Origin of the sequence: Pseudomonas sp. FSL R10-2964, from assembly GCF_009600035.1 — a bacterium.
In the GTDB taxonomy this organism is placed as follows: Bacteria; Pseudomonadota; Gammaproteobacteria; order Pseudomonadales; family Pseudomonadaceae; genus Aquipseudomonas; species Aquipseudomonas bubulae.
This window is the reverse complement of record NZ_WIWH01000006.1, coordinates 21,393-37,219: the sequence shown is the minus strand read 5'-3', so window position 1 is coordinate 37,219 and position 15,827 is coordinate 21,393. Positions and strand designations below refer to the sequence as shown.

Annotated in this window: 16 protein-coding genes; 13 read left to right on the top strand and 3 right to left on the bottom strand. The window is 59.6% G+C overall.

What is annotated here, in order from left to right; translation table 11 throughout:
* Positions 1 to 427 precede the first annotated feature (427 nt).
* The 8 genes from GHN92_RS04715 (at position 428) to lpxO (ending at position 8,114) form a co-directional block, all read left to right on the top strand.
* On the top strand, positions 428 to 1,507 hold the full coding sequence (locus GHN92_RS04715; protein WP_153379469.1) for an asparaginase: 1,080 nt from the start codon (positions 428 to 430) through the stop codon (positions 1,505 to 1,507).
* 173 nt (positions 1,508 to 1,680) lie between these two features.
* Positions 1,681 to 1,932, top strand: a complete 252-nt coding sequence (locus tag GHN92_RS04710) for a DUF1654 domain-containing protein (RefSeq protein ID WP_095001985.1) — start codon at positions 1,681 to 1,683, stop codon at positions 1,930 to 1,932.
* Between the two features lie 4 nt (positions 1,933 to 1,936).
* Complete coding sequence (locus GHN92_RS04705; protein WP_095020767.1) at positions 1,937 to 2,626, top strand: endonuclease; 690 nt, start codon at positions 1,937 to 1,939, stop codon at positions 2,624 to 2,626.
* Between the two features lie 156 nt (positions 2,627 to 2,782).
* Positions 2,783 to 3,496 (top strand): GntR family transcriptional regulator, encoded by a 714-nt coding sequence (locus GHN92_RS04700; protein ID WP_095018572.1) that lies wholly within the window; start codon positions 2,783 to 2,785, stop codon positions 3,494 to 3,496.
* Entirely contained in the window at positions 3,493 to 4,497 is a 1,005-nt protein-coding gene (locus GHN92_RS04695) for an ADP-ribosylglycohydrolase family protein (RefSeq protein WP_153379467.1), read from the top strand. Before GHN92_RS04700 ends, GHN92_RS04695 begins: the two co-directional genes overlap by 4 nt.
* A gap of 97 nt (positions 4,498 to 4,594) precedes the next feature.
* Positions 4,595 to 6,058 (top strand): cytosine permease, encoded by a 1,464-nt coding sequence (locus tag GHN92_RS04690; protein ID WP_095001989.1) that lies wholly within the window; start codon positions 4,595 to 4,597, stop codon positions 6,056 to 6,058.
* Positions 6,051 to 6,980: a PfkB family carbohydrate kinase gene (locus GHN92_RS04685; protein ID WP_095020769.1), complete on the top strand. Its 930-nt coding sequence runs from the start codon at positions 6,051 to 6,053 to the stop codon at positions 6,978 to 6,980. Before GHN92_RS04690 ends, GHN92_RS04685 begins: the two co-directional genes overlap by 8 nt.
* A 234-nt stretch (positions 6,981 to 7,214) precedes the next feature.
* The gene (gene lpxO, locus GHN92_RS04680) at positions 7,215 to 8,114 is read left to right on the top strand and encodes a lipid A hydroxylase LpxO (protein ID WP_095001991.1); all 900 of its coding nucleotides are present in this window, start codon (positions 7,215 to 7,217) and stop codon (positions 8,112 to 8,114) included.
* A 102-nt stretch (positions 8,115 to 8,216) separates the two neighbouring features.
* Here lpxO and copD read toward each other — a convergent pair whose 3' ends face one another.
* Together copD and copC are read right to left on the bottom strand one after the other, a co-directional pair.
* Complete coding sequence (copD, locus tag GHN92_RS04675; protein ID WP_095018569.1) at positions 8,217 to 9,065, bottom strand: copper homeostasis membrane protein CopD; 849 nt, start codon at positions 9,063 to 9,065, stop codon at positions 8,217 to 8,219.
* A 4-nt stretch (positions 9,066 to 9,069) separates the two neighbouring features.
* On the bottom strand, positions 9,070 to 9,444 hold the full coding sequence (gene copC / locus GHN92_RS04670; RefSeq protein ID WP_153379465.1) for a copper homeostasis periplasmic binding protein CopC: 375 nt from the start codon (positions 9,442 to 9,444) through the stop codon (positions 9,070 to 9,072).
* 109 nt (positions 9,445 to 9,553) lie between these two features.
* Here copC and GHN92_RS04665 point away from each other — a divergent pair, with 109 nt between their 5' ends.
* A complete protein-coding gene (locus GHN92_RS04665; RefSeq protein ID WP_153379463.1) occupies positions 9,554 to 10,099 on the top strand; it encodes a histidine phosphatase family protein in 546 nt (181 codons plus the stop codon).
* Position 10,100: 1 nt separating this feature from the next.
* Here the strand turns inward: GHN92_RS04665 and bkdR are convergent, their stop codons facing one another.
* On the bottom strand, positions 10,101 to 10,589 hold the full coding sequence (gene bkdR / locus GHN92_RS04660; RefSeq protein ID WP_016781430.1) for a Bkd operon transcriptional regulator BkdR: 489 nt from the start codon (positions 10,587 to 10,589) through the stop codon (positions 10,101 to 10,103).
* A gap of 205 nt (positions 10,590 to 10,794) precedes the next feature.
* Here bkdR and GHN92_RS04655 point away from each other — a divergent pair, with 205 nt between their 5' ends.
* The 4 genes from GHN92_RS04655 to lpdA are packed head-to-tail and all read left to right on the top strand — an operon-like array spanning position 10,795 to position 15,759.
* A complete protein-coding gene (locus GHN92_RS04655) occupies positions 10,795 to 12,027 on the top strand; it encodes a 3-methyl-2-oxobutanoate dehydrogenase (2-methylpropanoyl-transferring) subunit alpha (protein ID WP_153379461.1) in 1,233 nt (410 codons plus the stop codon).
* A 4-nt stretch (positions 12,028 to 12,031) separates the two neighbouring features.
* Positions 12,032 to 13,087: an alpha-ketoacid dehydrogenase subunit beta gene (locus tag GHN92_RS04650; protein WP_016781432.1), complete on the top strand. Its 1,056-nt coding sequence runs from the start codon at positions 12,032 to 12,034 to the stop codon at positions 13,085 to 13,087.
* A complete protein-coding gene (locus GHN92_RS04645; protein ID WP_095023602.1) occupies positions 13,088 to 14,368 on the top strand; it encodes a dihydrolipoamide acetyltransferase family protein in 1,281 nt (426 codons plus the stop codon).
* A gap of 2 nt (positions 14,369 to 14,370) precedes the next feature.
* Positions 14,371 to 15,759: a dihydrolipoyl dehydrogenase gene (gene lpdA, locus GHN92_RS04640; protein WP_095001997.1), complete on the top strand. Its 1,389-nt coding sequence runs from the start codon at positions 14,371 to 14,373 to the stop codon at positions 15,757 to 15,759.
* Positions 15,760 to 15,827 lie beyond the last annotated feature (68 nt).

Below are 15,827 nucleotides of genomic sequence, written 5' to 3'. Positions count from 1 at the left end.
CGATCTTATGATTATTGTGAGCAACGTCCTGCTCGCACACGCCTGAGCGCCAAAAGCTGGGTGACTGGCATCAGGTCCTGCCTGACTGCCAGAAATACAGACTCAAGAAAACGGCGCAAACGTTTGCTAGGCCCTCACTATGGAAAGCCACCTGTTATTTGTCAATGTGAAAAAAAACGCGATCAGACACATCGATATTCGACTCTCCGAACAAAAAAAACGCTTCTGTTCGGAAAACCGTCCGGTTTCTTTTCCAGAAAGCGGATCGTGGAAATAAAGACCCATAAATCAATACGTTGTGTGCTCCCCGAGAAACTTCGCTTAGTGGCACAAATAGTGCTTTCCAGTCTCTATGCATGGTCAATAAATGGCACATGCCGAGCAAAGTGTGCAGTCATCGGCATACTCACTAATAAGAGAAAAAACAATGAAAAATGCTGTTTTGAAAACTTTTGTTCCGGGCGCACTGGCCCTGCTGCTGGCACTGCCGACCGCTCAAGCGCAAGAGGCTGTCACCAAGCCCAACGTCATCATCCTCGCCACTGGCGGCACTATCGCCGGTGCAGGTGCCAGCGCTGCCAACAGCGCCACTTACACGGCCGCTAAAGTCGGTATCGACAAATTGATCGCCGGCGTCCCCGAGCTAAGCCAACTGGCCAATGTGCGTGGCGAGCAAGTGATGCAAATTGCATCCGAGAGCATCACCAACGAAAACCTGCTGCAATTGGGCCGCCGGGTCGCCGAACTGGCTGACAGCAACGACGTTGATGGCATCGTTATCACCCACGGTACCGACACCCTCGAAGAAACCGCCTATTTCCTGAACCTGGTCGAAAAAACCGACAAGCCCATCGTGGTGGTCGGCTCCATGCGTCCGGGCACCGCCATGTCGGCTGACGGCATGCTGAACCTGTACAACGCCGTTGCCGTTGCCGGCAGCAAAGATGCGCGCGGCAAAGGCGTGCTGGTCACCATGAACGACGAAATCCAGTCGGGCCGTGATGTCAGCAAAATGATCAACATCAAGACCGAAGCCTTCAAAAGCCCGTGGGGTCCGCTGGGCATGGTCGTTGAAGGCAAGTCCTACTGGTTCCGCTTGCCAGCCAAGCGCCACACCATGGACTCCGAGTTCGACATCAAGAACATCAAGAACCTGCCAAACGTTGGCATCGCCTACTCCTACGGCAATGTGGACGACACCGCCTATAAAGCGCTGGCCCAATCCGGTGCCAAAGCCATCATCCACGCGGGTACCGGCAACGGTTCAGTGTCCTCCAGCGTGGTGCCGACCTTGCAAGCCCTGCGTAAGGATGGCGTACAAATCATTCGTTCTTCCCACGTAAACAGCGGCGGTTTCGTACTGCGTAACGCAGAACAGCCTGACGACAAAAACGACTGGGTTGTTGCCCATGACCTGAACCCGCAGAAAGCCCGCATCCTGGCCATGGTCGCCCTGACCAAGACCCAGGACAGCAAAGAGCTGCAGCGCATCTTCTGGGAATACTGAGTGCTTGCTTGACGCCTTGGCGCGCTGAATAAGCAAGGCCGCCTCCCCTGTGGGAGGCGGCCTTTTTATTGGTCGGACAAAAGCTGCGGCACCACCGGCAGTTGCACCAAACAGTTGCCAAATGTGGCGCAGTTAAATACTGTATGCGCATACAGCACACCAAGGATTGCATCATGGCTAAAAAAGCAGCAAAAGAGCCGACTCCGCCAAGCCCCTATGAAATTTTCGGCACACGTATACAAAAAATCATCAGCTCGCCAAAAGCTCAAAAAGACAAAATGGCGGTGCTTGAGCGACTCGAAGGCGATAACCCTGAGTTCTGGGAACGCCTGCTGGAAGAAATTTCTGAAAACGATAACGTCACTGTCGCCCACCGCGATGATGGCGGCGTGAATGTTTTCTGGACCGTGCTTGAGGAAGACTGAGTCAATGAGGGTTTGTTTACTGGTACTGCTCGGTCTTTTCACCGTTGCAAGCGCACAGGCCGCGGCCCCGAATACCTTCAGCGAAGCCAAGAAGGTTGCCTGGAAGCTCTACGCGCCGCAGTCCACCGAGTTCTACTGCGGTTGCAAATACACCGGCAACCGCGTCGATCTGAAAGCCTGCGGTTATATCCCGCGCAAAAATGCCAACCGTGCCGCACGCATCGAGTGGGAACATATCGTTCCCGCCTGGCAGATCGGCCATCAGCGCCAATGCTGGCAAAGTGGCGGGCGAAAAAACTGCACCCGCAATGACCCGGTGTTCAAAGTTGCTGAAGCCGACTTGCACAACCTGGTACCCAGCATCGGCGAGGTCAACGGGGACCGCAGCAATTTCAGTTTTGGCTGGTTGCCCGAGCAAAAAGGCCAATATGGTTCGTGCCTGACACAAGTCGATTTCAAATCCAAAAAGGTCATGCCCCGCCCCTCCATTCGCGGGATGATCGCGCGCACCTACTTTTACATGAGCAAGCAATACAACTTGCGTCTGTCCAGGCAGGACCGCCAGCTTTACGAAGCCTGGAACAAAACCTACCCGGTTCAAGCCTGGGAGCGCCAGCGCAATCAGGCGGTAGCCTGCGTGATGGGCCGTGGCAACGAATTCGTCGGCCCGGTCAACCTCAAAGCCTGCAGTTGAAATCCCCCCTGCCTGCACCCGCCTTGAGCCGTGGTTAAAACTGCGGTTCAAGGTGCTGTCCCTGCCCTTCGACGTTCGCTTTCGGCCAATCATTGTCCGACTGGATTCCGAGGGCGAATGTTGCCGAACCGACAATGCTGAGCTATTACTTTCGGCATGATCAAACAGGTTCGATTCAATAAAAAACAACGGGTGGTAGACGAACTCGTCCACCGTATCGAAAGCGGGCTTCTGGCAGACGGTCACCTGCTGCCGGAAGCAGACCAATTGGCTCAAGAACTGCGTGTCAGCCACAGTACGTTGCGAGCAGCACTGGCCGAACTGGAAAAGCGAAAATACATTGCCAAACGCACCGAGGGCGGCGCCATCGTCACCTACGACGGTATTACGCTCGACCAAAACAACGGCTGGACACAGGCCCTGGCCAACACCGGCGCCCGTATCCACACCGAGCTGCTGCGACTCGAGGCCATAGAGCGTGCGGACCTCCTGCATCGTTTCGGCTTGAGCCAGTTCGTGATCCTTGAGCGCCGCCGTCGCCGCGATGATGGCACTGCGATTTCTCTGGAACGCTCGTTCGTGCCCGCAACAGGTGGCCTGGAAGGTCTGCCACGTATAGGGCTGATTGACGACTCGCTCACCATTACGCTGGCGGCCTATGGCTTTGTCGGTGATCGTGGCGACCAATGGATTGGCGCCGAGCCGCTCGATGAAGAAGACGCACTATTGCTCGGCCGCCCCGCCGGCACGGTTTTTCTCAAAGCCCTGCGCACCACCTACGACCGCCAAGGACGCTTTATGGAAATGGTCGAGAGCTGGCTGGATCCTGTGCACTTTCGCATGTACCACTCATTTGGCACGCCAACATGACGCAGGCGGATCTCGCCCTTGGCGCACTGTACGGCCTGGCCCTGGGTGATGCGCTGGGCATGCCGACCCAATCGTTCAGTCGCGGACAGATCCAGGCCCGCTTCGGGCGCATTACAACCCTTGAGAATGCCCCGGCCGATCAACCCATTGCGCCAAATATGCCCGCGGGCTCAATCACCGACGATACCGAGCAGGCAATACTGGTCGGCCAACTGCTCGTTGAAGGCAAAGGCAATATTGACCCCCACCAGCTTGCCCGGCGCCTGATCAGTTGGGAGTCCGGCATGCGGGCCAAGGGTTCCCAGGACCTTCTGGGGCCATCAACCAAGCGCGCAATCGAGATGATCCTCGCTGGCCACAGCCCCACCGAATCGGGCCGCTACGGCACCACCAACGGCGCGGCCATGCGCATTGCTCCGGTAGGTATCGCCAGCGATATCAACCAGCCGGAACGCTTCATCCATTGTGTGGTTCAGGCGTGCCAGGTGACGCATAACACCAGCCTGGGGATTGCCAGCGCAGCCGCAGTGGCCGCCGTCATCTCCAGCGGCATAAACGGTAAAAAACTTGAGCACGCCCTCAATGCTGGCACTGAAATGGCCTTTATCGCCGAACACCAGGGTCACTGGGTTGCCGGGGGCCGCATCGGCCCGCGTATTCGCTGGGCCAGACAGGCCAGCTGCGAGTGCAACCCCGACAATTTTGGCGACCTGCTCTATGACGTGATTGGCACTTCGGTCGCTTCCCAGGAGTCCGTAGTAGTCGCCTTTGCCCTTGCCCAACGCGTGGCCAGCGCAGGGCTGAACCGTTTCGATGCCCTGTGCATGGCCGCCAGCATCGGTGGCGACACCGACACCATTGCCGCCATCCTCGGTGCCATGCTTGGTGCCTGTGGAGGAATGCAACAGTGGCCCGCGACACTGATCGAACAGATCACAAGGGTCAACGACCTGCATCTGCAGCCTCTGGCACGCGATCTGTTAGCCCTGCGCCTTGCGTAAAAACCTGCCATGGACAGCAACACGACGGGCCTGGCACAAAGTCAGCGCCACACACAGCCTGCGACAACGATAACAAGCGCATCAGGAGCCATACGCCATGACTTCCCCTGACCCCGGGCACAGTGCCGGGCAACTGGAAACACGCGGCATCGAGCCGGTTCCCGAAAACGAGTGCAACGGCAACCCCGGGCAGCTGTTCTGGGTATGGTTTGCTGCCAATATCAGCATCCTCGGCCTGCCACTGGGCGCCACGCTGGTGGCCTTCCATCAACTGGCCATCTGGCAGGTGGTCATCGTCGCCTTGATCGGGGCTGGCGGCTCGTTCGCCCTGGTCGGCGTCATCTCCATCGCCGGTCGACGGGGCCGAGCACCAAGCCTGACCCTATCGCGAGCCATATTCGGCGTACGGGGCAACATAGGTCCTACGCTGGTTTCACTGATTTCCCGTGTCGGCTGGGAAACCGTAAACACCACCACCGCGGCATTTGTGCTGCTGGCCTTGTCTTCAATCCTGTTCAATACCCCCACCGAAGCCAAAAGCGCACCGGTGCTCACCCTGGTGTTTATCGCCCTCTTCACCCTGCTGACCCTTGCGGTTTCCGGCCTGGGCCACGCCACGCTGCTGCTGATCCAGAAGTGGGCAACTTATGTGTTCGGCGCGCTCAACCTGCTGGTCGGCGGTTTTCTGTGCGCCACCATCGACTGGCCAGGCGTCTTCAGCGCCAGCCCGGCACCCGTCAGCGCCGTGATTATCGGGATTGGCATCATGGCCGCGGGCACCGGTATCGGTTGGGCCAACGCCGGGGCTGACATGTCGCGCTACCAAAAATCCAGCGTCAGCGCCGCGCAACTGGTGGCCAGCGCAGCCTGGGGCGCAGGGATTCCACTGGTTCTGCTGATTACTCTGGGGGGGTTGCTGACGGTCGGCAACCACGCGCTGGCATCCGCAACCGACCCCATTGCAGCAATCCGCAGCCTGCTGCCCTCCTGGATGGCGGTTCCCTACCTGGTCAGCGCCTTTGGCGGCCTGTTGCTGTCCAATCATCTGTCCGTCTATTCGGCCGGTCTCACTACCCTGACCCTGGGTGTAAGGATCAAGCGGGTGCAGGCCGTCGTCGTGGATATCGTGGCGATTTTCTGTGGTTCGATTTACTTCATGCTATTTGCCGACAGCTTTTACGGCCCTTTCATCACTTTTATTTCACTCACTGCCATCCCGATTACCGCCTGGGTAGCGATTTTTGTCGTCGACCTGCTGCACCGTCACTGCTACAGCGCCAACGACTTGCTCAACGTCAGCCCCAGCAGCGCCTACTGGTACAGCGGCGGCATCGAATGGCGGGCCTTGAGTGCCTGGGCCGTGGCCCTGCTGCTGGGGTTATGCTTTACCCGGGTTGGCAGCAACGATGCCGACTGGTTTACCGGCCCGCTCGCCGATTCCTGGCTGGGCCACAACGGCCTCGGCTGGGTCGTGACTTTCATCGTGGCTGGCGGCCTGTATGCGCTGCTGGGCGGCGCCAGAGACCGCCGCCTGCCAGCACAGGACAGCGCCCATGCCTAGATTGCTGCACACAGGCCAGGTGATCATCGATCTGGCCATGAGCCTGGACACACTGCCCGCCTCCGGCGGCGACGCGCTGGCCCACAGCGCCAGCTTTCACGCCGGTGGCGGGTTCAACGTAATGGCCGCTGCCCAGCGCAACGGCCTGCAGAGTGTGTACCTGGGGCGTCATGGTCAGGGACAGTTCGGTGACATGGCTCGCCAGGCCATGCACGCCGAGGGCATACACATGACCCTGCCAGTAGACCCGCATAAAGACACCGGGCTGTGCGTCGCACTCACCGAAGCCAGCGCCGAGCGTACTTTTATTTCCTGCATTGGTGCCGAAGGCGGGTTGTCTGCCCACGACCTCGCGCACGTCAGCGTGCAGCCCGACGACCATCTCTATGTCAGCGGTTACAGCCTGCTCCATGTCGGCAAGGCGAGGCCGCTTTTGCAGTGGATACAGGGCCTGGCGCAGAGTGTCCAGGTGACCTTCGATCCCGGCCCGTTACTGACCGATATTGACCCGCAACTGCTCGACGCCCTGCTCCCGCGCCTGAACCTGTGGACCGGCAACACTGCCGAAGCGCTGAGTTTTACCCATGCCCCCACACTGACCGACGCCCTGCCTGCCCTGAGCGCACGCCTGCCCACACACTGCCTTGCGGTTGTGCGCGACGGCCCGCAAGGCTGCTGGATCAGTGACCGCCACGGTCAGCAACACATCGCCGGGTTCAAGGTGCAGTGCATCGACAGCAATGGTGCCGGGGATGCTCATACAGGCGTGCTGATTGCCGTATTGGCGGCCGGGCATCCCGCACCGCAAGCGGCGCAACGGGCCAATGCAGCAGCGGCAATCGCCGTGACCCGTCGGGGGCCTGCCACAGCGCCGGGCGCTGGCGAAATTGATCGTTTATTGGGCGAAAATGGTTTTCATTGATCGAAAAAGAATTCCCCTACATGCAAATACGACTATAGGCCTGCCCACAACAGGACTAAAGACTGTAAAAAACATCTGCAAAAACATGATGAAACGTTAGAAAATATTCAAAATACTGTTTTAACCCTAACCAGGCTCACGGAATGCAACTCCAGCGCCCGATAACTCTTCTAGAGGTCGGGCCATTTGTGCGTGTTTGCAGGGCTGCGTTTCTCCTGAATTGTGAAGATACTCTTGAAACTCATCATTATTGCTGTCTACGTCTTGTCCATCGCCTATGTCCACCTGCGGGGCAAGGTTCGCCATAAGCTCGGGCGTCAACTGACCGATCACTCCTCCTTCCTGGCTCCGATCAACTGCTTTTTGTATCTGTTTTCCAAAGTGCCCGGCCAGCCCTACCTCAAACCTGCCGATTTCCCGGAACTGCAACCCTTGCAGGATCACTGGCAGGAAATCCGTGAAGAAGCGCGAAACCTGATGCAGGCGGGCGAGATCAAGCGTTCCGAGCAACCCAACGATGTCGGCTTCAACTCGTTTTTCAAAAGTGGCTGGAAGCGCTTTTACCTGAAGTGGTATGGCGACAACCACCCTTCGGCGGTCGAACTGTGCCCGCGCACCATTGAGCTGCTCAACAGCATCGGTACGGTCAAGGCCGCCATGTTTGCCGAATTGCCCCCTGGCTCCAAACTGGTGCGTCACCGCGACCCCTACGCCGGATCGCTGCGTTTTCACCTGGGCCTGGACACCCCGAATGATCCAGGCTGCTATATCAACGTTGACGGCCAGAACTACGCCTGGCGTGACGGCGAGGCGGTGATGTTTGACGAAACCTTTATCCATTACGCCGAAAACACTACCGATAAAAATCGCATCATCCTGTTCTGCGATGTCGAGCGTCCGATGCAGTATCGCTGGGCCAGTGCCTTCAATCAGTGGTTCAGCCGCACAGTGATGGCATCCGCCAGTTCGCCTAACGATGCCAGTGACAAAACCGGCGCCCTGAACCGCGCATTTACCCGGTTATACAAGATTCGCCTGCGCGGCAAAGAGCTGAAAAAGCGCAATCGCACGCGTTACTACGTAGAAAAATGGTTGGTGTTCGGCGGGTTGCTGGGTGTGTTTTTGTTGGTCTAGCCTTGTAGCCGCTACGAGGCACGAAGCTGCGAAGGGCTGCGTAGCGGGCCCGCACTTTTAAACTCCTGTGGCCCTTAATGCAGCCTCGCACCTCGTCAGCCGCTACACCACCAGCGGCGGCAAGGTGCCCAGCAATGACACGGCGGCGACTGCCGCCAAGCCAAACAGCCATTCCAATGCAACGCTTCTGCGCAGCAGGGTGAAGCGGCCCGCACGACTCATCAGCAGATTGAACAGCGCCAGCAGCAACATCACCCCCACCAGGGTCACCTTGATCAACAGAATCAGGGCGAAGCCTTCAAACAAAGGTGAAGGCCAGAGCGCACCGGTCAGCACGCGGGTATTGATCAGCCCGGTAAGAATAATCCCGGCGACCAACATAAACCCCAGATTGCTGAAGCGCTGCAACACAGCGCCCACGTCCTGACCGACAGGCCGCACAAGGATAAGCTGCAACCCCAACAGACCACCGATCCAGGCCCCCACACACGCCAGATGCACCCACTGGTTAAGCATCAGCAATTGCCCACGCCAGCCATCCAGCATCGCGCCGTGACCCACCGGAGCCAACGTGCCCAACAACAGAAAACCCAGCAACCAGATAAGGTTAAATCCGCTACGGGCATACAAGGCGAGCAACAACAGCACGCAAAACAGCAGATGAAAAGCCCACACCTGGCCGAAAAAGGTACTGCCCAACACCAGCCACAACGTCGCCGGGGCCAGGGTTTCAGGCCAGCTTCCTGCCATCGAGTGGGTGGTCAACAGTAACCAGGCAAGGCCGCTGGCCAGCGCCACCCAGGCCAGCACCCGATTGACCTTAAGCAATTGGCCATCAATGTCGAAGGATGGCCATGCCCCGCGCAACAGAGGCCTGAATGCACAGGCTCCGAAGATCAGCAACACCACACTGAAATGCACAAACCGGCAGATCACCATTGCACTGAGCATCAACTCAGTTGCTCACCGTAAAGCTGTAATCGCCGGCACTTTTGTGGGTATCGACAGACACGGCGTTCCATTTGACGTTATAGCTACCCGCCGGCAACGGCTGTGCCGGTGTCACAATCAGGGTTTTCTTGTTGCCGGGTTCGGTCTTGATGCTGCTCACCGGCACCGGCGCCTGGTCATGGCTGATCACAACCTGGGTAAACGCCTGCTCCACGCCTTCACTGAACACCAGGCGCAGTTCGTTGACGCTGCTCACCGTGCTGTCGGCGGCGGGGGTCGCCTGCTCCAGATGGGCATGGGCAAACGCAGCGCCGGCCCCGGTCATCAGTGTCAGTAACGCAGCAGTATTGAGAACTTTCTTCAAAAAAGCAGCAGCCATTGCACAGTACCTTGAGAGTGAAATACACGGTCATAATACTCGCCTAAACTGATTTGAAGGGCGAGCGCAGACAACACAAACACAACGTCTCCCCCGCAAGGATTCCGGTATGCCCACCCGCCTCAGCTTTATTTGTCATGCCCGCACAGAAGCCCAGCGTCTGGGCCGCTTTGCAGTGGATGAGGCGGCTGACCCGAAAGGCCTGCTGTTGGCCGCCGAATTGAGTGCCAGGCTGAAGAAGCCGGTACGCATACTCTGTGCGCCCGAAACCCGCACATTGCAAACCGCCCTGGCACTGGGTGGTGAGATTGAAATCGTGCCCGCCCTGGGCGACTACGATATCGGCGACTGGCAGGGCCAGCGACTGTCAGACCTGCAACAAAGCATGCCCCAAGCGCTAGCCAACTGGATCAGCAACCCCGATGCCGCGCCCCATGGCGGTGAGTCGATACAGGCCCTGTGCCTGCGGGTCAGCGCCTGGCTCGACGAGTTTCGCGAAGAGGGTCATTTTGCCGTGGTGACTCATCCTTTTGTGATCCGCGCTGCCATATTGCACGCCCTGGCAGCGAGCACTGCCTCCTTCAACCTGATTGACGTAGAGCCACTGGCGTTGGTCGACCTGCGCTTCAACGAGCGCTGGCGCTTGCGGGTGTAATTCACTCCTCCAGCGTCAGCCCGCCAGGAGGCAATGGCAGCGCAGTTTTGTAGCGCACCTGTTTGAGGGCGAAGCTGGAGCGGATATTGGCCACGCCGGGCACCTTGGTCAAAAAGTCCATCATGAAACGCTCCAGCGCCTGAATGCTGGGCACCAGCACCCGGATCAGGTAATCCGGGTCGCCGGCCATCAAGTAGCACTCCATGACTTCATGGCGATCGGATATCGCCGCTTCAAAATGCTGCAGGGCTTCCTCGACCTGTTTTTCCAGGCTCACATGGATAAACACATTGACATGCAGCCCCAGCATATCGGCGTCAAGCAGGGTCACCTGCTCGCGGATCAGGCCGCGCTCTTCCATGGCCTTGACCCGGTTGAAACAGGGCGTCGGCGACAGGTTGACCGATCGCGCAAGGTCCGCATTGGTGATGCGCGCATTCTGCTGAAGGCTATTGAGAATCCCGATATCAGTTCGATCTAGCTTGCGCATGAGACAAAAGCACCTGTTTTTTATGTTTATGCAGAATTCTTATCCTTAAACGCTGCAAAGCACAATGAACTACAGAGAAATATTCTTCGGCGTCAGGAATATGATTGTTGTAGGACAAGATCTTGGTTTTTATCAGACAGATCTTCGACAGTACTACCTAGCTCCCGCGCCTATAAACACGACAAGATCGAGCGTAGAGAAAGCCATGAATGAATATGCACCGCTGCGCCTGCACGTTCCCGAACCGTCCGGCCGCCCAGGCTGCAAGACCGACTTCAGCTACCTGCGCCTGACCGATGCCGGTCTGGTGCGCAAACCCCCGATCGATGTGGAACCTGCCGACACCGCAGACTTGGCCAAAGGCCTGATCCGTGTACTCGACGACAAGGGCCAGGCCCTTGGCCCGTGGGCCGAAGGCGTATCGAGCGAAGTGTTGCGCGAAGGCATGCGCGCCATGCTCAAGACGCGCATTTTCGACACGCGCATGGTGGTCGCCCAGCGCCAGAAAAAAATGTCGTTCTATATGCAAAGCCTGGGCGAAGAAGCCATCGGCAGCGCCCAGGCCCTGGCCTTGAACATCGACGACATGTGCTTCCCCACCTACCGCCAGCAAAGCATCCTGATGGCTCGTGATGTGCCGCTGGTCGACCTGATCTGCCAATTGCTGTCCAACGAACGCGACCCGCTTAAGGGTCGGCAATTGCCGATCATGTACTCGGTGCGCGACTACGGCTTTTTCAGTATTTCCGGCAACCTCGCCACCCAATTCGTACAGGCGGTTGGTTGGGGCATGGCCTCGGCCATCAAGGGCGACACCAAAATCGCCTCGGCCTGGATCGGTGACGGCGCCACCGCCGAATCGGACTTCCACACTGCCCTCACCTTTGCCCACGTTTACCGCGCCCCGGTGATCCTCAACGTGGTCAACAACCAATGGGCCATTTCGACCTTCCAGGCCATTGCCGGTGGCGAGTCCACCACCTTTGCCGGACGCGGCGTGGGCTGCGGCATTGCTTCGCTGCGGGTCGACGGCAACGACTTTATCGCCGTTTACGCCGCCTCGGCCTGGGCCGCAGAGCGCGCGCGCCGCAACCTGGGGCCGACCCTGATCGAATGGGTCACTTATCGTGCTGGCCCGCACTCCACCTCCGACGACCCGTCCAAGTATCGTCCGGCCGATGACTGGAGCCACTTCCCGCTGGGCGATCCGATTCTTCGTCTCAAGCAGCACCTGATTGCCACCGGCAACTGGTCGGAAGAAGAGCACGCAGCCGTCAGTGCCGAGCTGGAAGCGGAAATCATTGGCGCGCAAAAGGAATCCGAGCGTTTCGGCACCCTGGCAGGCGGGCAGATACCCAGTGCCGCGAGCATGTTCGAAGACGTGTACAAGGAAATGCCCGAGCATTTGCGCCGGCAACGCCAGGAATTGGGGTTATAACCAGATGAACGACAATAATAAAATTCAGATGGAGAACGCCGTGAGTACCAGCACCATGACGATGATCCAGGCCCTGCGCTCGGCCATGGATGTGATGCTCGAGCGCGACGATAACGTGGTGGTGTTTGGCCAGGACGTGGGCTACTTCGGCGGTGTGTTCCGCTGCACCGAAGGCCTGCAGGCCAAGTACGGCAGTTCGCGGGTGTTCGACGCACCGATCTCGGAAAGTGGCATCGTCGGTACCGCCGTGGGCATGGGCGCCTATGGCCTGCGCCCGGTGGCCGAAATCCAGTTTGCCGACTATTTCTACCCGGCGTCCGACCAGATTGTTTCTGAAGCGGCGCGCCTGCGTTACCGCTCTGCCGGCGAGTTTATCGCGCCAATGACCATCCGCATGCCCTGCGGCGGCGGGATTTACGGTGGCCAGACCCACAGCCAGAGCCCCGAGGCCATGTTTACCCAGGTCTGCGGCCTGCGTACCGTGATGCCATCCAACCCCTACGACGCCAAGGGCCTGCTGATTGCCGCCATCGAGAACGATGACCCGGTGATCTTCCTCGAGCCAAAACGCCTGTACAACGGCCCGTTCGACGGCCACCACGACCGTCCGGTAACCCCCTGGATGAAGCACCCGGCCAGCGCCGTGCCCGACGGTTACTACACCGTCCCGCTGGACTGCGCCGCCATTGTGCGGCCCGGTACTGAAGTCACCATCCTGACCTACGGCACCACCGTTTATGTGGCCCAGGCCGCCGCCGAAGAAACCGGCATCGACGCTGAAGTAATCGACTTGCGCAGCCTCTGGCCGCTGGACCTGGACGCCATTGTCACCTCTGTAAAAAAGACCCGCCGTTGCGTTGTTGTTCACGAAGCCACCCGTACCTGCGGGTTTGGCGCCGAGCTGATCGCACTGGTTCAAGAGCACTGCTTCCACTACCTGGAAGCGCCGATCGAGCGCGTAACCGGCTGGGATACCCCCTATCCCCATGCCCAGGAGTGGGCCTATTTCCCCGGCCCGGCGCGAGTGGGTGCTGCACTACAACGGGTTATGGAGGTCTGAATGGGTACGCACGTTATCAAGATGCCGGACATTGGCGAAGGCATTGCGCAAGTAGAACTGGTGGAATGGTTTGTCAAAGTCGGTGACATGGTCAGCGAAGACCAGGTGGTCGCCGATGTGATGACCGACAAGGCCACGGTAGACATCCCCTCCCCCGTGGCCGGCAGGGTCCTGGCCCTGGGTGGCCAGCCTGGCGAAGTCATGGCCGTGGGCAGCGAACTGATCCGCATCGAAGTCGAAGGCGCCGGCAACCTGCGTGAAAGTGCGCAAGCTGGCCCTGCAGCGGAACCTGTGGTCGCCGCAGTAAAAGCCGCCCCTCAAGCTCGCGTAGAAGTAGCCGTGGTGGCCGCCCCACCGATCAAGGCGGCACCGGCACAACGATCGGCGCCTGTGGCCCGTGAAGCCAACGAGCGCCCGCTGGCCTCCCCGGCCGTGCGCAAGCGCGCCTGGGATAGCGGTATCGAGTTGCGCTTTGTGGTTGGCAGCGGCCCGGCGGGCCGTGTCCTGCATGACGACCTGGATGCGTACCTGGCTCGCGACACCGAAACCAGCGTGGCACCGGCCAGCGGTTATGCCCTGCGCAACGACGAGCAACAGATCCCGGTGATCGGCCTGCGCCGCAAGATCGCCCAACGCATGCAGGACGCCAAGCGCCGTGCCGCACACTTCAGCTATGTCGAGGAAGTGGACGTCACCGCCCTGGAAGAACTGCGTGCCCAGCTCAACCAAAAATGGGGGGACAGCCGCGGCAAACTGACCCTGTTGCCGTTTCTACTGCGGGCCATGGTCGTGGCCTTGCGGGACTTCCCGCAGATCAACGTGCGCTACGACGACGAAGCGCAAATCATCACCCGCTTTGGCGCCGCCCATATCGGCGTCGCCGCGCAAAGCGACGGTGGTTTGATGGTGCCTGTGGTGCGCCATGCCGAGACCCTCAACCTGTGGGGCGCCGCCGATGAAATCGCCCGCCTGGCCAACGCCGTACGCACCGGCAAGGCTACCCGCGAGGAACTCACCGGCTCGACCATCACCCTGACCAGCCTGGGAGCCTTGGGCGGAATTGTCAGCACACCGGTGGTCAACCTGCCCGAAGTGGCGATCATTGGCGTCAACCGCATCGTCGAGCGCCCGGTGGTGGTCAAAGGCCAGATCGTGGTGCGCAAAATGATGAACCTCTCCAGCTCCTTCGACCATCGTGTGGTCGACGGCATGGACGCGGCGCAATTTATCCAGGCCATGCGTGGCTTGCTCGAACAACCTGCCACCCTGTTTGTGGAGTGAACATGCAGCCAACCCAACACACCACGCTGCTGATTATCGGCGGCGGCCCCGGCGGCTATGTGGCAGCGATCCGCGCCGGCCAGCTGGGCATTCCGACGGTCCTGATCGAAGGCCAGTCGCTGGGCGGTACCTGCCTGAACGTCGGCTGCATCCCGTCCAAGGCCCTGATCCACGTTGCCGAACAGTTCCATGCCACCCAGCGCTACAGCACCGGTACTTCACCGCTGGGGATCAAGACCCAGGCCCCGACCCTGGACATCGGCCAGAGCGTGCAATGGAAAAACACCATTGTTGATCGCCTGACCAGCGGCGTCGGCGCTCTGCTGAAAAAGAACAACGTCAAGGTCATTCACGGCTGGGCCAAAATCCTCGACGGCAAGGCGGTTGAAGTCGGCGGCCAGCGCATCGAATGCGAACATCTGTTGCTGGCCACCGGCTCGCAAACGGTCGACCTGCCGATCCTGCCCATTGGCGGGGCGATCATTTCGTCCACCGAAGCCCTGCAGCCCACCACCATTCCCCGACGCCTGACCGTGGTTGGCGCTGGCTATATCGGCCTGGAACTGGGGATCGCCTACCGCAAGCTGGGGGCCGAAGTCACGGTGGTTGAAGCCCGTGACCGTATCCTGCCAACTTACGACAAGGACCTGACCTTGCCCGTGGCAGAATCCCTCAAGGCACTGGGGATTACCCTGTATCTGGAGCACAGCGTCGAAGGTTTCCAGGCCAGCAGCAAAACCCTGTCGATGCGTGACCGCATGGGCCAGAGCCAGACCCTGGAAACCGATCAGGTGCTGGTGGCGGTGGGTCGTCGGCCGCGTACACAAGGCTTCAACCTTGAAGCGCTGGCGCTGACCATGAACGGCCCGGCGATTCGCGTCGACAACCGTTGCCACACCAGCATGCGCAATGTCTGGGCGATTGGTGACCTGACCGGCGAGCCGATGCTGGCCCACCGGGCCATGGCCCAGGGTGAGATGGTTGCTGAAATCATTGCCGGCAAACAGCGCGAGTTCAGCCCTGCTGCGATTGCCGCGGTGTGTTTTACCGATCCCGAAATCGTCGTGGTGGGCAAAACCCCGGTTGAGGCGCAAGAGGCCGGTCTGGACTGCATCAGCGCCAGCTTTCCGTTCTCTGCCAATGGCCGGGCCATGACCCTGGAAGCCAAAACCGGCTTTGTGCGGGTTGTGGCGCGCCGGGACAATCACCTGATTGTCGGTTGGCAAGCCGTGGGGGTCGGTGTTTCGGAGTTGTCGACGGCCTTTGCCCAGTCATTGGAAATGGGCGCCTGCCTGGAAGACATCGCCGGCACCATCCACGCGCACCCGACCCTGGGCGAAGCCGTCCAGGAAGCCGCGTTGCGCGCGCTGGGGCATGCGTTGCACCTGTAATCCCCCCCTTACTGTGAGAGCGGGCTTGCTCGCGATGCAGGCGACGCGGTTTATCTGATAGACCGAGT

Bases quoted from the DNA above. Each gene is read 5' to 3' on its own strand.
- GHN92_RS04715 (WP_153379469.1), top strand. From the start codon at position 428: ATGAAAAATGCTGTTTTGAAAACTTTTGTTCCGGGCGCACTGGCCCTG.
- GHN92_RS04645 (WP_095023602.1), top strand. From the start codon at position 13,088: ATGGGTACGCACGTTATCAAGATGCCGGACATTGGCGAAGGCATTGCG.
- GHN92_RS04710 (WP_095001985.1), top strand. From the start codon at position 1,681: ATGGCTAAAAAAGCAGCAAAAGAGCCGACTCCGCCAAGCCCCTATGAA.
- GHN92_RS04695 (WP_153379467.1), top strand. From the start codon at position 3,493: ATGACGCAGGCGGATCTCGCCCTTGGCGCACTGTACGGCCTGGCCCTG.
- GHN92_RS04705 (WP_095020767.1), top strand. From the start codon at position 1,937: ATGAGGGTTTGTTTACTGGTACTGCTCGGTCTTTTCACCGTTGCAAGC.
- copD (WP_095018569.1), bottom strand. From the start codon at position 9,065: ATGCTCAGTGCAATGGTGATCTGCCGGTTTGTGCATTTCAGTGTGGTG.
- GHN92_RS04655 (WP_153379461.1), top strand. From the start codon at position 10,795: ATGAATGAATATGCACCGCTGCGCCTGCACGTTCCCGAACCGTCCGGC.
- GHN92_RS04650 (WP_016781432.1), top strand. From the start codon at position 12,032: ATGAACGACAATAATAAAATTCAGATGGAGAACGCCGTGAGTACCAGC.
- GHN92_RS04690 (WP_095001989.1), top strand. From the start codon at position 4,595: ATGACTTCCCCTGACCCCGGGCACAGTGCCGGGCAACTGGAAACACGC.
- GHN92_RS04685 (WP_095020769.1), top strand. From the start codon at position 6,051: ATGCCTAGATTGCTGCACACAGGCCAGGTGATCATCGATCTGGCCATG.
- GHN92_RS04700 (WP_095018572.1), top strand. From the start codon at position 2,783: ATGATCAAACAGGTTCGATTCAATAAAAAACAACGGGTGGTAGACGAA.
- lpdA (WP_095001997.1), top strand. From the start codon at position 14,371: ATGCAGCCAACCCAACACACCACGCTGCTGATTATCGGCGGCGGCCCC.
- bkdR (WP_016781430.1), bottom strand. From the start codon at position 10,589: ATGCGCAAGCTAGATCGAACTGATATCGGGATTCTCAATAGCCTTCAG.
- copC (WP_153379465.1), bottom strand. From the start codon at position 9,444: ATGGCTGCTGCTTTTTTGAAGAAAGTTCTCAATACTGCTGCGTTACTG.
- GHN92_RS04665 (WP_153379463.1), top strand. From the start codon at position 9,554: ATGCCCACCCGCCTCAGCTTTATTTGTCATGCCCGCACAGAAGCCCAG.